The following is a 14,649-nucleotide window of genomic DNA, read 5'->3' on the forward strand; positions in this document are numbered from 1 at the left end:
GTATCTGCCGCGCGCTGAGCAAGGAGCACCGGGCAGCATCAAGGACTGCAAGGTGTTTGTGTACTAAGAAGCGCTTGGGAGACCAACGCCAAGATACAACGGGGAGGTATCGCTTACGGAGCGATACCTCCTTTTTTTTACTGCCCTACGCAGCATACAGACGAGAGCACAGCAGGAATACCGAAGGGCGTGTCGAAAGTAAAACACACAGATCGCGCCGTCGGCGCAGCAGATAGAACAGATTTTTCGCATGCGGAGTGAATCGCATCTGTGCAAATCGGTGAGAAGCCAATCGGCACGTCCCGAAGGGACAGAAGTTCATAGCCCAGGGCAAGCGAAGCGACACCCTGGGTATAAGATGCCGTGTAGCTTACGCCCTGCAAGGGCAAAAGTACTGAAACAGAGCGTGTTGTGTTTACTTTTGCCCTTGCAGGGCGTGGTGTAATGTGGCGGTTTACCCAGGGTGTCGCTTCGCTTGCCCTGGGCTATGGAGGTCATTGGGCTTTCAGCCCGCGTAATTTGCCTTTTGACGCTCCTTCATGGGGAAATGAACATTTACGAGCTTCTCGCAAATGAGAAAGATTGTGCTTGACACAAACTGCTTACTAATGAAATGAAAAAAATGGCATCCCCGGGGATTGGAGATGCCATTGGAAAAAAGGGATCTTTATTAGATATTATTTAGACTCGTCGTCCCACATGTTCCATGCGTTGACGTGCTCCTTGGAGAGCGACTCCTCACCTTTGATCGTCTCGTCGGTAGATTTGTCGTGTGAAGGAATCGACGTGCATATCATGTTGCTTACGGCCACTCTCACCACTACGGTCTGAGGGCGGCAGATATATGTTTTCTTATCATTCATAACCAATGATGCTATAGTTTGCTTGATGTTATCCTAATTTCATGAGATGGAAGTTACTTCACCAGTAGCTTGCGCACCGAGCCGTCGCTCATGCGAACGATGTTGATGCCGCGCACCATCTTACTGCGCTTGTCGCCGGCAATGCCATAGACGCCTGTGGCCTTGGCGTTGGTGGGCATTTCCACCTGGGCCACACCCGTGGCGTCGCTGAAAACCACCTTGGCCATGAGGCTCGCAGCCGTCTTGTCGCGAAGGATGTAAGCACGATAGGCAGGAATGTAGGAATCTTCGGCCAAGCGATAGAAGCCCACGCCAGCGGTCTTGTTGCCAAGCAACATATAGTTGTGGTTCTCAAAATCGAGGTTGCCGCCTGCGATGCGCTTGTAGGTGCCACTCAGGATGTTGTCGGCGGGAGCCGCAGCCTCAGCGTCGGTGCGTGTGAAGGTGTAGGTGCCGGGAGTCTCAGAGAAGAGCACTACGCCAACGCCCTGAGGCAGCACATCGCCCTCATAGCTTTTAAGGATCACCGAGCAGGGAGTGGCCTTGTCGTCGTACTTCGTGGCGGTAAACACCTTGACACCCGCAGGCACGATGCCGTTCCAAGGCAGGCATGTGGTGGCAAACTTGGCGTCGGTGATCTTCACGTTGAGACGCTCATACTCGGCGATCATATCCTGCAACTTTTTGATGTCGTCGGCGCTGCGAGAGTAGTTGGAGTTTTGGGTGTCTTGAAGGACGGATGAGAGCGGGGCGTCGAGGTCCTCGCGAGTGCCGAGCAAGCTGAGCGCCTTGTTGTAGAGGCCCACATAGGTGAGATAAGCCTGCTTCTGTTCCTCAGAGATGAGAAGCCAGTCGTTGTAGACATCTTTGGTCTCAGCAGCGGTATATATTTTCTTTCCTTTCTCCGTGGCAACGGTAAAGAAGTGGGTGCGCATATCTGAAAAAGTCACAAAATCCTTCAATCCGATGCGGTGGCTACCAGCGGTAATACCTGGCTCGTGGTTGTTGAACGTGGTGGCACCAGTTTCTGACACCACACCTTGTTGTGATTTCAACTGTCCCATTTGCAGACGATAACCATCCTCATTGCTAATGGTAAACTGATCGCCCCCATAGATATGCCAGATAGGAGCCTGCGTGATGTTGGTGACCACGGGGTCAAAGTCGTTGGACACGAAATAGTGGCTACCCACATTATAAAGATAGACCGCCTGATCGTTGCCCACCCATGTCTCACCGCGCCAGAACGAATCGGAGGTGGCGGGAGCGTAGGTTGTGCCTTCAGCGCGGAACTCAACGACCACAGGCACGTGGTCGCCCAGCAGGGTGCCGTCGGCCTTGAGATAATTGTCGGCATCGAACACGATGGAGTTGGGGGTGAGCTGCATGCCACCGTGGGTGGGGTTAAGATAGAGAACCTTATCCACAATCTCGTTGGCAACATAAGCGCTCGACTTGGTGCGGTCGGCCTCAGGAACGACAAGCGCCTCGCTACCCAGCTCAGGATAGAGGCCGCCCTTGCACTTCTCCACCCACACATCGCTCACGGTGTAGTTGCCATCGGCCACGATGGGATTGGTGAAGAGGTTGAGGATGTCGTCGCGAGTGTAACGACTGTTGGTGTCGCCCATCACAATCTTCGGAAGACCGCTGTTGTTGGCAATGATGGCATCGCGAAGCTGCTCCCACTGTGAGGCGCGCGCCTTGTTGTCGGCATCGGAGGTCTCAGCATCCATGTGCATGATATAAAACTCCACAACGATGTTCTGGCCGAAGTTGACGCGGTAGTAACGGTAGCCCTTGGTGATGAGCTCGTCGGCGCCATCAGAGAAGTGACCATAGTTCTGGTTCCACGGAGCCCAGCTCTCAGCATCGAACGAGTAACCGTTCTTCACGAGAAACTGAAGGCCGTCGGTAGGGAAACGCAGCTTCATCAGGTCGACGTTACCCTCGTTGTTCAGCGCGATGCGTCCGCGCCATGTGCCCATCTGGTATTGGCCATCGAGACCCACCTTCAGGTCGCCATTGTAGTTGAAATCCTCGCTCAATCCGAGCACATCGATGCCACTCTTCACAATGTACTGGGCAATCTTCTGCGTTCCCTCGGAACCCGGTCCGTCAGGGTTGAGATTGATTCCTGCAAATTTCTGGGGAAGACCGTCCACATTGAGCGGGCACACCTTGAAGGTGGTCTGCACGGTGGTCTGCGCTGAAGCGCTTGCAACGGAAAGCATGGCTACGGCAGTCAACAAGGCACGCCGTGCCTTGCGAAACACATTTTTGATAGTTAAGTTCATCTTTTGATAGTTATAGTATCCTAAAGTTCTTTTTTGGCAGGGGCCCTTCACGGGTCGAACACATTTTTGATGACTATTAATCCAACTGCAAAGTTACATATATTGGCAAAATCTCGCAAGCAGATAAGCGGAAAAGATGAAAAAAGTTACACAAACGGGACACGAATGTAACACGAACGTAACATGAAGGAAACATAAGGGAGACAAGATTGTTTTGGTTGAGCTAAAGGTAAAGAGCCCAACTTGCTCGGGCTACGCCACGCAGAGAAAACGAAGAATGAGGAGAAAACAAAATGGCCGCCAACACTCTTTTGGAGCGTTGGCGGCCATCGGGTTATAGAGAGTCTATATAAAGACTGGATTATTGCTCTTCAGCCTGGTTGGCGAAGTCGAGGACGTTCTTCTTGTTGGCCTCCATGCGGTCGTACTCCTCACGTGAACCAACAATGATCTTCTCCCAACGACGAAGACCTGTACCGGCAGGGATGAGGTGACCGCAGATAACGTTCTCCTTCATGCCCTCCAAATGGTCGACCTTACCGCGGATAGCGGCCTCGTTGAGCACCTTCGTGGTCTCCTGGAACGATGCGGCACTCATGAAGCTCTTCGTACCCAGAGCGGCGCGGGTGATACCCTGCAGCACCTGTGTAGATGTGGCGGGAACGGCATCACGTACCTGAACGAGCTTCAGATCACGGCGCTTCAGGCTTGAGTTCTCGTCGCGCAACTTGCGAGCGGAAACAATCTGACCCTTCACGAGAACCTCTGAGTCGCCAGCGTCGGTGACAACCTTCTTGCCCCAGATGCGGTCGTTCTCATCAGCGAAATCGAGCTTGTCGACCAACTCCTGCTCGAGGAAGATGGTATCGCCCGGATCGTCGATGCGCACCTTACGCATCATCTGACGAACGATGATCTCGAAGTGCTTATCGTTGATCTTCACACCCTGCAGACGATAAACGTCCTGCACCTCGTTGACGATGTACTCCTGCACAGCCGTCGGACCCTTGATGGCAAGGATGTCGTTGGGAGTGATAGAACCATCAGACAACGGTGTTCCGGCGCGAACGGCGTCGTGCTCCTGAACCAGGATCTGACGTGACAGAGGAACGAGATACTTCTTCTGGTCGGCGGTCTTAGAGGTAACGATCACCTCGCGGTTACCACGCTTCTGCTTACCCATTGACACCTCACCATCGATCTCAGACACAACAGCAGGGTTAGACGGGTTACGAGCCTCGAAGAGCTCGGTGACACGAGGCAGACCACCGGTGATATCACCAGCACCACCCACGGCACGAGGAATCTTAACCAATGTGGTACCAGTCTTGATAACGTCGCCATTCTCAACAACCAAGTGGCCGCCCACAGGCAAGTTATAGGTTACGAGCACCTCACCGTCGGCGTTAACCACATCGACCGTAGGAACGAGGGTGTGGTCGCGTGAATCGGTGATGATACGCTCTGTCATACCAGAGGTCTCATCGGTCTCAGCCTTGAACGTCTGGCCCTCAACCACGTCGTGGAAGCAGAGCTTACCAGCGTACTCACTGACAATAACAGCGTTGAAGGGGTCCCAACGACAAATCTGATCGCCTGGCTTCACATTGTCGCCATCCTTGAAGTACAATGAGCTACCATAAGGCACCTGCATAGACGACAGGACAATCTCGGTATTCTGATCGATGAACTGAACCTCGGCCAAGCGGCTAACAACCATCTGGCACTCAACATCATTGTCATCGACGTAAGGCACGGTGCGCAGCTCCTCAAACTTCAGACGAGCCTCGTTCTTAGCCTTGATGCCTGCGTTGGCTGCCACGTTACCGGCAACACCACCAGCGTGGAAGGTACGGAGCGTAAGCTGGGTACCCGGCTCACCGATGGCCTGAGCGGCGATCACGCCGACAGCCTCACCCATCTGAACCATCTTGGCGGTGGCAAGGTTACGGCCGTAGCACTTGCGGCATACGCCCTTCTTGCTCTCACAGGTAAGCACTGAACGGATCTCTACCATCTCGACACCGCACTTCTCGATGCGCTCGGCCTCGTCCTCGCGGATCTCCTCACCAGCGACAACGATCACCTCATTGGTATGAGGATCGACCACGTCGTGAACAGAAACACGACCAAGGATGCGCTCTGACAGAGAAGAGATGACCTCGTCGCCATTCTTCAAGGCACGGCACTCAAGACCACGCAAGGTACCGCAGTCCTCCTCGGTGATGATCACATCGTGAGCCACGTCGACAAGACGACGTGTGAGGTATCCGGCGTCGGCAGTCTTCATAGCCGTATCAGCAAGACCCTTACGGGCACCGTGAGAGGCGATAAAGTACTCCTGCACCGACATACCCTCCTTCAAGTTAGAAAGAATAGGGTTCTCAATGATGGAGTTGCCCTCGGCACCAGCCTTCTGAGGCTTGGCCATCAAACCACGCATACCAGCAAGCTGGGCAATCTGATCGGCAGATCCACGAGCACCAGAGTCGAGCATCATGTACACGGCGTTGAAGCCCTGGTCGGCCTCGGTCATGTGCTTCATCACAGCCTTCTTCAGGTTGGCGTTGACATGTGTCCAAGCATCGATCACCTGGTTGTAACGCTCCTTATCGGTGATAAGACCCATATCGAAGTTGGCGGTAATGTTGTCGACCTCATCCTGACCCTTCTGCACAATGGCCTTCTTGTCGTCTGGAACGATGATATCGTCGAGGTTAAACGACAGACCGGCGAGGTATGCCATGCGATAACCCAAGTTCTTGATGCCATCGAGGAAGGTGCAGGCGCGAGCCATACCCACCGACTTAATTACGATGGCAATGAGGTTACGCAACGACTTCTTAGAAATGATGCCATTGAAGAAACCAATCTCTGAAGGCACAAGCTCGTTGACCACGACGCGACCCACAGAGGTCTCGACCACGTGGCGAACACGCTTGCCATCGACGAGATCGTCGACAAGCACCTTCACCTGAGCGTGAAGATCGCAACGCTTCTCGTTGTAAGCGATGATTGCCTCCTCAGGACCGTAGAAAGAAAGGCCCTCGCCCTTGGCTCCGGGACGAATCTTGGTGATATAGTAAAGACCAAGCACCATATCCTGTGAAGGAACGGTGATGGATGCACCATTGGCAGGGTTCAGAACGTTGTGGCTCTGAAGCATCAGGATCTGAGCCTCAAGCACTGCCTCGTTGCTCAAAGGAAGGTGGACAGCCATCTGGTCGCCATCGAAGTCGGCGTTGAACGGTGTACAAGCCAACGGGTGCAACTGAATGGCCTTGCCCTCGATGAGCTTGGGCTGGAAGGCAAGCACTGACAGACGGTGAAGTGTCGGGGCACGGTTCAACAGCACCGGATGACCCTTCATCACGTTCTCGAGGATATCCCAGATAACGGGCTCACGACGGTCGACAATCTTCTTGGCGCTCTTCACCGTCTTCACGATGCCGCGCTCGATGAGCTTGCGGATGATGAACGGCTTATAGAGCTCAGCGGCCATCAACTTAGGAAGACCGCACTCACCCATCTTCAACTCAGGACCGACGACGATAACCGAACGGGCAGAGTAGTCGACACGCTTACCGAGAAGGTTCTGACGGAAACGACCCTGCTTACCCTTCAGAGAGTCGGAAAGCGACTTCAAAGGACGGTTAGACTCGCTCTTGACGGCGCTGGCCTTGCGGCTGTTGTCGAACAATGAATCGACAGCCTCCTGAAGCATACGCTTCTCATTACGGAGAATGACCTCGGGGGCCTTGATCTCCATCAGGCGCTTCAAACGATTGTTACGGATGATGACGCGACGGTAGAGATCGTTAAGGTCGGATGTGGCGAAACGGCCACCATCCAGCGGAACGAGCGGACGAAGCTCAGGCGGGATGACGGGAATAATCTTCATGATCATCCACTCGGGCTTGTTCACATTCTTAGAGGAACGGAATGCCTCGACAACCTGCAGACGCTTCAAGGCCTCAGTCTTACGCATCTGGCTTGAGTCGTTGCTGGCGCGGTCGCGCAGCTCGAAAGAGAGCTTGTCGAGACCTGTCAGACCATTGGCATCCTCGATGGTCAGCTCATGGAGCAGATCGAGAATGGCCTCGGCACCCATCTTGGCGATGAACTTGTTGGGGTCTGAATCGTCAAGAAGATCGTTGGTGTCGCTCAACCTGTTGTCGACGATATTCAGATACTCGTCCTCAGTAAGAAGGTCAAGTCGGTGCGAGCCATTGAGGTCCTCGCCCGTCTCGGGGTTCTTCATGCCAGCAACGGCACCGGGCTGGATGACGATGTACTTCTCGTAATAGACCACAGTATCGAGCTTCTTGGTAGGAAGTCCAAGAAGGTAACCGATCTTGTTGGGGAGAGAGCGGAAATACCAAATGTGGGCAACGGGAACAACGAGCTCGATGTGTCCGCTACGTTCACGGCGCACCTTGCGCTCTGTTACCTCCACTCCGCATCTGTCACACACGATGCCTTTATAGCGAATGCGCTTGTACTTACCGCAGCCGCACTCGTAATCCTTCGTGGGACCGAAAATCTTCTCACAGAACAAACCATCGCGCTCAGGCTTGTAGGTACGGTAGTTGATGGTCTCCGGCTTGGTGACCTCACCATACGAGTTCTCCTTGATTTCCTCGGGAGATGCAAGGCTGATGGTAATCTTCGAGAAATTATTCTTTACCTTTGTATCTTTTTTGAAAGCCATGTTTCTAACTTTTCAATATTCAAACATTAATCCAACTTCACGCTCAGTCCAAGACCACGCAACTCGTGGAGGAGCACATTCAGAGACTCAGGAATACCTGGTGTTGGCATAGAGTCGCCCTTGACGATGGCCTCGTAAGCCTTAGAACGCCCGGTGACATCATCACTCTTGATGGTAAGCATCTCCTGAAGCACATGGCTTGCGCCGAAGCCCTCAAGAGCCCAAACCTCCATCTCTCCGAAACGTTGTCCACCGAATTGGGCCTTACCACCCAACGGCTGCTGGGTAATCAAACTGTACGGACCGATAGAACGAGCGTGCATCTTGTCTTCGACCATGTGGCCCAACTTCAAGAAGTAGGTGATACCCACCGTGGCCTGCTGGTCGAACGGCTCACCCGTCTCACCGTCGTAAACGGTTGTTGAGCAAAGGTTGGGCAGGCCAGCCTTGTCGGTCCACAAGCGCAGGTCGTCGAGCTTTGCACCATCGAAGATAGGTGTGGCGAACTTAACGCCCATCTTCTTACCGGCAGCACCGAGGATTGCCTCGAAGATCTGTCCCAGGTTCATACGAGAAGGCACACCCATCGGGTTCAACACGAGGTCGACAGGACGACCATCGGCCAAGAACGGCATGTCCTCCATACGTACGATCTTAGACACGATACCCTTGTTACCGTGGCGACCGGCGAGCTTATCACCCACCTGGATCTTACGCTTCTTGGCAATGTAAACCTTAGCCATCTTCAAGATACCAGAAGGCAACTCATCACCAATGGTAATGGCGAACTTGCGGCGGTTCTGCTCAGCGGCCAACTGCTTGTCCTTGCGGATGAAGTTCATGATCAGATGCTGAATCATGTTATTGATGCGCTCATCATCCGTCCAGCCATTACTCTGAACACCATCATACTCGAGGTTCTTCAGAGCGGCTACCGTGAAGCGGCTACCCTTGTTGATGATCTCAGCATCTGTGTAATCCTTCACACCCTGGGAGGTCTTATCGTTGGTAAGAGTCATCAGCTTGTCGACCAGCATGTTCTTCAGGTCTTCGTGCTTGGCCTCATACTCCTCGTCGATCTTAGCCAACAGGATCTTATCCTGCTTCTTCGACTCACGGGTCTTCTCAGCACGTGTGAACAACTTCTTGTCGATAACAATACCGCTCAACGAAGGATTGGCCTTCAATGAAGAGTCCTTCACATCACCGGCCTTGTCGCCGAAGATAGCGCGGAGCAACTTCTCCTCAGGTGAAGGATCGCTCTCACCCTTAGGTGAAATCTTACCGATCATGATGTCGCCGGGCTCCACACGAGCACCGACACGGATAATACCGTTCTCGTCGAGGTCCTTAGTGGCCTCTTCGCTCACGTTGGGGATATCGCTTGTGAAGACCTCAACACCACGCTTTGTCTCACGCACATCGAGAGAATACTCATCGACGTGGACTGATGTCAGCACATCCTCGCGCACCATGCGCTCAGAGATAACGACGGCGTCCTCATAGTTGTAACCCTTCCAAGGCATGTATGCCACCAAGAGGTTACGACCCAGTGCCAACTCACCATTCTCAGTGGCGTAACCCTCTGTGAGGATATCACCCTTCTTGACGCGCTGGCCCTTCTCGCAGATAGGACGAAGGTCGATAGTCATATTCTGGTTGGTGCGACGGAACTTAGGAATGCGATATTCCTTCAGAGCGGGCTCGAAGCTCACAAACTCCTCATCCTCCGTACGATCGTAAAGAATGCGAATGGTTGTAGCGTCAACATACTCGATGACACCCTCACCCTCAGCCATCACCATGGTACGAGAGTTCTCACACACCTGCTTCTCCAAGCCAGTACCCACGATAGGAGCATCGTTATGGAGCAAAGGAACGGCCTGGCGCATCATGTTACATCCCATCAGGGCGCGGTGACCGTCATCGTGCTCCAAGAAAGGAATCAGACCGGCACTCACGGAAGCGATCTGCTGAGGAGCAACGTCCATCAGGTCGACTCTGTCGGGAGTGACAACAGGGAAGTCGGCAGCCTTACGGGTGTGGACCGTGGCACGGATGAACGAACCATCCTCTCTCAACGGAGCGTTACCCTGGGCAACAAACTTACCTTCCTCTTCCTCTGCGGTGAGGTAGACAACATCGTCGTTGTCCATGTCAACCTTGCTGTCTTTCACCACACGGTACGGAGAGGCGATGAAGCCCAACTCATTGATGGTGGCATACATACAGAGCGAAGAAATCAGACCGATGTTCGGTCCCTCAGGCGACTCAATAGGACAAAGACGGCCATAGTGAGTATAGTGAACGTCACGAACCTCGAAACCTGCGCGCTCACGGGTCAAACCACCAGGACCGAGTGCAGAAAGACGGCGCTTATGGGTCACCTCAGCGAGCGGGTTGGTCTGGTCCATGAACTGGCTCAACGGGTTGGTACCGAAGAACGAGTTAATGACGCTTGAAATAGTCTTGGCATTGATCAAGTCGGTCGGAGTGAACACCTCATTGTCACGAACATTCATGCGCTCACGAATGGTGCGGCTCATACGTGCCAAACCAATAGAGAACTGGTTGGCCAACTGCTCACCAACGGTGCGAACGCGACGGTTCGAAAGGTGGTCAATATCATCAACGCTTGCGTTAGAATTGATGAGCTTGATCAGATACTTGATGATGGCAATGATATCTTCCTTGGTAAGAACGCGCACATCGCCATCCGTGTCGAGACCGAGCTTGGTATTGATACGATAACGACCCACCTCACCCAAGTCGTAACGCTTGTCAGAGAAGAACAAGTTCTGGAAAACCTCGCGAGCGCTGGTGTCATCCACAGGATCAGCATTACGAAGTTGACGATAGATGTAACGAACAGCCTCCGTCTCTGAGTTACTGGGGTCCTTAGCAAGCGTATTGAAAATGATAGAGAACTTATTGGCTGTCTCCTCATCCTTGTGCAACAAAATGGTCTGCACCTCACTATCGAGGATCAGATCATAATTGTCCTCAGTGATCTCAGTGCCACGATCCAAGATTACTTGGTTACGCTGCATGAGCGTTACCTCACCGGTATCCTCATCAGTGAATTCCTCGTAAGAGGTCTTCATAACGTTACCAGCGAGCTTGCGGCCCAGGCAAGCCTTCAGGTTCTTCTTGTTAACCTTCACCTCTTCAGCGAGATCGAAGATCTTCAAGATGTCCTTATCGGACTCGTAGCCAATAGCACGCAACATGGTTGTTACGGGCAACTTCTTCTTACGATCAATGTAAGCGTACATGACATTATTGATGTCTGTAGCAAACTCGATCCAAGAACCCTTAAACGGGATAATACGAGCACTGTACAGAACGGTACCATTGGCATGAACGCCCTGACCAAAGAAAACACCAGGAGAACGGTGCAACTGAGCAACGACAACGCGCTCAGCACCATTGATGACGAACGTACCATTATCTGTCATATAGGGAATGGTACCCAAGAAAACATCCTGGATAAACGTTCCGAAGTCCTCATGGTCAGGATCAGTGCAGTAAAGCTTCATCTTAGCCTTCAAGGGTACGCTATATGTCAGACCACGCTCCAAGCACTCATCAATAGAATAGCGGGGCGGATCGATATAGTAATCCAAGAACTCAAGAACGAAGTTATTACGCGTGTCTGTGATAGGGAAGTTCTCTGCGAACACCTTATACAAACCGTCGTTCTTGCGTTCCTCAGGCGGAGTGTCCAACTGCAAGAAGTCGCGGAATGACTTCAGCTGAACGTCGAGGAAATCCGGGAATGGGTACGGATTATGGACGCTTGCGAAATTTACTCTGTTATTTACAACTTTGGTCATAAAATTGATTTGTGAATCTGTTACCTGTGAAGTTTTCTTTGAAAAGAAACAAAAAAAACTTGAAAGACACAAAAAGGTTAGGACTCACCGACTGGGCAAATCCTAACCATTTATGTTATAATAAGTTGAGAGGTCTAACCTCTGACTGCTTACTTCAGCTCAACCTTAGCACCAGCCTCTTCGATGGCCTTCTTCAGGTTCTCAGCCTCGTCCTTTGAGAGACCCTCCTTGATTGTAGCGGGAGCACCCTCAACGAGAGCCTTAGCCTCCTTCAGACCGAGACCACAAGCCTCCTTAACAGCCTTCACAACCTGGAGCTTAGTAGCGCCGATGTCAGTGAGGACAACATCGAAAGATGTCTTCTCCTCAGCAGCCTCAGCAGCACCAGCTGCAGCAGGACCGGCAGCCACAGCAACAGCTGCAGCGGCGGGCTCGATACCATACTCGTCCTTCAGGACTGTTGCCAACTCATTAACTTCCTTAACAGTAAGATTTACTAACTCTTCTGCAATAGCTTTTACGTCTGCCATTTTATTCTAATTTTAATTTTTCTTGTTAATAATGAATAGACTTTATAGTTCGACGCTCCATGATATAGGAGCCATCAAAACCTTGTTTACTCAGGGCGCTCGCCTAAAGTCTTAAGCACACCGTGGATGGTGCCAGCGCCTGACTGCAGAGCAGAGATAACGTTCTTTGCAGGAGACTGCAAGAGAGCGACAACATCTGCAATAACCTCGTTCTTGCTCTTGATAGAAGACAACTCGTCGAGCTTGTCGGCACCAACGAAAATACCTTCCTCAGCATAAGCTGCCTTCAAAGAGGGCACGCCAGCCTTAGCAATTTCCTTGTCTTTCAGCAACTTTGCAGGTACATTGGCAGTCTCGCAGAACAACACTGCTGTGTTACCTTTCAAAGCACCATAAAGTTCAGAGAAGTCGGTCTCAGTTGCCTCAAGAGCCTTGTGGAGAAGAGTATTCTTCACAACGACCATCTTGATCTGCTGCTTGAAACACTTGCGACGAAGATTACTTGTATCCTCTGCGTTCATACCGGTCACATCAACCAAGTAGAAATGAGGATATTCCTTCAGCTTCTGACCAAGTTCAACAATGATAGTATCTTTAGCTTCTTTCTTCATTTTACCAAACTTTTAGAGTTATTCGACAGATTTCTGATCAATCTTGATACCCTTACTCATTGTAGAGGAAAGGAAGATACTCTTAATATAAGTTCCCTTGGCAGCAGCAGGCTTCAAACGAATCACAGTGTTGATGAACTCCTTAGCGTTACCATAGATCTGCTCGGCGGTCATAGAAACCTTACCAATAGAGGTATGGATAATACCAGTCTTATCAACCTTGAAATCGATCTTACCTTGCTTCACTTCCTTCACGGCCTTAGCAACATCCATAGTGACAGTGCCACTCTTGGGGTTAGGCATCAAACCGCGGGGACCGAGAACACGACCCAACGGACCAACCTTACCCATGCAAGAAGGCATAGTGATGATCACGTCGATGTCAGTCCAACCAGTCTTAATTTTTTCGATATACTCATCGAGACCAGCATAATCAGCTCCAGCTGCCTTAGCAGCCTCTTCCTGATCGGGTGTGCACAGTGCAAGCACGCGAACAGACTTACCAGTACCGTTAGGCAGTGACACAACGCCACGAACCATCTGGTTAGCCTTACGAGGGTCAACACCAAGACGAACGTCGATATCAATCGAAGCGTCGAACTTAGTAGTGGTGATATCCTTCACCAACTGAGCAGCCTCGTTCAATGCATAGACTTTCCCTGCTTCAACCTTCTCAGCTACTGATTTCTGATTCTTTGTCAGTTTACTCATTTTACTAATTTAAATTGAAGAGTTAATTATTCACCGGGGAAGTCACCCTTGACTGTAATACCCATGCTACGAGCTGTGCCAGCAACGAGACGCATAGCACTCTCAACTGTGAAGCAGTTCAAATCAGCCATCTTATCCTCAGCAATAGCCTTCACCTGTTCCCAAGTGACGCTACCCACCTTGTTACGATTGGTCTGGCCTGATCCCTTCTTGCTCTTAGAAGCCTCGAGCAACTGAACAGCTGCGGGAGGAGTCTTGATCACAAAGCTGAAAGACTTGTCCGTGTAGTATGTGATAACGACAGGCAATACCTTGCCGGCCTTATCCTGGGTACGTGCATTGAACTCCTTGCAGAAACCCATAATGTTAATGCCCTTGGAACCAAGAGCAGGACCTACGGGAGGTGAAGGATTTGCAGCGCCACCCTTAATCTGTAATTTGATTAATCCAGCAACTTCTTTAGCCATTTCTTTTTTATTAAAATAATTGAAACGTATAAAAGGGAAGATAGTCCGTAACAACTATTCTGTCACCTTCTCAACTTGCATAAAACCGAGCTCCAGAGGAGTTTTTCTTCCGAAGATCTTAACCATTACCTTCAGCTTACGCTTTTCAGTGTTAATTTCCTCAATCACACCTTCAAACCCACTGAAAGGACCTTCCATGACCTTCACTGTCTCATCGAGAACGAAGGGCACACTAACCTCATTGTGAATCTCTGTCTCCTCAGCTGCACCCAACATACGGTTAATCTGAGCTTGAGGAACAGGAGTAGGATTATCCAAACCACCAAGGAAACCAAGGCAATTAGGCATGAACCTCAACAAGGTGGGGACATCACCAATCAAATCGGCCTGCACAAACACGTAACCCGGCAGAGAAATCTTCTCATTCTCCACACGCTTACCGCCACGTATAGACGCATGCTTCTCCATAGGGATCAGCACCTCATAAACATGATCAGCGAGCAGTTGATTATGCTTCAATTCAGCCTCGATGTATTCTTTCAACTTAGCTTCCTTGCCGCTAACCGCACGCATCACATACCAATTCTTACCTGCTTCTGCCATTTCTTTCTTGGAAATTAACC

General features: G+C 51.3%; 9 protein-coding genes. All 9 read right to left on the reverse strand.

Annotated features, from left to right (window positions below):
- Positions 1 to 677: 677 nt before the first annotated feature.
- Positions 678 to 863 carry a hypothetical protein gene (locus tag WKK33_RS10815; protein ID WP_215760384.1) on the reverse strand — a complete coding sequence of 62 codons (186 nt, stop codon included), beginning with the start codon at positions 861 to 863 and terminating at the stop codon, positions 678 to 680.
- A 53-nt stretch (positions 864 to 916) separates the two neighbouring features.
- The gene (locus tag WKK33_RS10820; protein ID WP_337933826.1) at positions 917 to 3,160 is read right to left on the reverse strand and encodes a hypothetical protein; all 2,244 of its coding nucleotides are present in this window, start codon (positions 3,158 to 3,160) and stop codon (positions 917 to 919) included.
- Positions 3,161 to 3,521: 361 nt separating this feature from the next.
- Positions 3,522 to 7,871, reverse strand: a complete 4,350-nt coding sequence (gene rpoC, locus WKK33_RS10825) for a DNA-directed RNA polymerase subunit beta' (RefSeq protein ID WP_337933827.1) — start codon at positions 7,869 to 7,871, stop codon at positions 3,522 to 3,524.
- 26 nt (positions 7,872 to 7,897) lie between these two features.
- Entirely contained in the window at positions 7,898 to 11,707 is a 3,810-nt protein-coding gene (gene rpoB / locus WKK33_RS10830) for a DNA-directed RNA polymerase subunit beta (protein ID WP_337933828.1), read from the reverse strand.
- A gap of 149 nt (positions 11,708 to 11,856) precedes the next feature.
- Positions 11,857 to 12,237: a 50S ribosomal protein L7/L12 gene (gene rplL, locus WKK33_RS10835; protein ID WP_215760380.1), complete on the reverse strand. Its 381-nt coding sequence runs from the start codon at positions 12,235 to 12,237 to the stop codon at positions 11,857 to 11,859.
- 86 nt (positions 12,238 to 12,323) lie between these two features.
- Entirely contained in the window at positions 12,324 to 12,848 is a 525-nt protein-coding gene (rplJ, locus tag WKK33_RS10840; protein ID WP_337933830.1) for a 50S ribosomal protein L10, read from the reverse strand.
- Between the two features lie 18 nt (positions 12,849 to 12,866).
- Positions 12,867 to 13,559, reverse strand: coding sequence for a 50S ribosomal protein L1 (gene rplA, locus WKK33_RS10845; RefSeq protein ID WP_215760378.1), 693 nt, complete (start codon positions 13,557 to 13,559; stop codon positions 12,867 to 12,869).
- 26 nt (positions 13,560 to 13,585) lie between these two features.
- A complete protein-coding gene (gene rplK / locus WKK33_RS10850) occupies positions 13,586 to 14,026 on the reverse strand; it encodes a 50S ribosomal protein L11 (protein WP_337933833.1) in 441 nt (146 codons plus the stop codon).
- A gap of 54 nt (positions 14,027 to 14,080) precedes the next feature.
- Positions 14,081 to 14,629 (reverse strand): transcription termination/antitermination protein NusG, encoded by a 549-nt coding sequence (gene nusG, locus WKK33_RS10855; protein ID WP_215760376.1) that lies wholly within the window; start codon positions 14,627 to 14,629, stop codon positions 14,081 to 14,083.
- Positions 14,630 to 14,649 lie beyond the last annotated feature (20 nt).

It is taken from the genome of Hallella sp. (genome assembly GCF_037460745.1).
Lineage (GTDB): Bacteria > Bacteroidota > Bacteroidia > Bacteroidales > Bacteroidaceae > Prevotella > Prevotella faecis.

Excerpts from the sequence above, each read along its gene's own strand:
- WKK33_RS10815 (WP_215760384.1), bottom strand. The coding sequence starts at position 863 with ATGAATGATAAGAAAACATATATCTGCCGCCCTCAGACCGTAGTGGTG.
- WKK33_RS10820 (WP_337933826.1), bottom strand. The coding sequence starts at position 3,160 with ATGAACTTAACTATCAAAAATGTGTTTCGCAAGGCACGGCGTGCCTTG.
- rpoC (WP_337933827.1), bottom strand. The coding sequence starts at position 7,871 with ATGGCTTTCAAAAAAGATACAAAGGTAAAGAATAATTTCTCGAAGATT.
- rpoB (WP_337933828.1), bottom strand. The coding sequence starts at position 11,707 with ATGACCAAAGTTGTAAATAACAGAGTAAATTTCGCAAGCGTCCATAAT.
- rplL (WP_215760380.1), bottom strand. The coding sequence starts at position 12,237 with ATGGCAGACGTAAAAGCTATTGCAGAAGAGTTAGTAAATCTTACTGTT.
- rplJ (WP_337933830.1), bottom strand. The coding sequence starts at position 12,848 with ATGAAGAAAGAAGCTAAAGATACTATCATTGTTGAACTTGGTCAGAAG.
- rplA (WP_215760378.1), bottom strand. The coding sequence starts at position 13,559 with ATGAGTAAACTGACAAAGAATCAGAAATCAGTAGCTGAGAAGGTTGAA.
- rplK (WP_337933833.1), bottom strand. The coding sequence starts at position 14,026 with ATGGCTAAAGAAGTTGCTGGATTAATCAAATTACAGATTAAGGGTGGC.
- nusG (WP_215760376.1), bottom strand. The coding sequence starts at position 14,629 with ATGGCAGAAGCAGGTAAGAATTGGTATGTGATGCGTGCGGTTAGCGGC.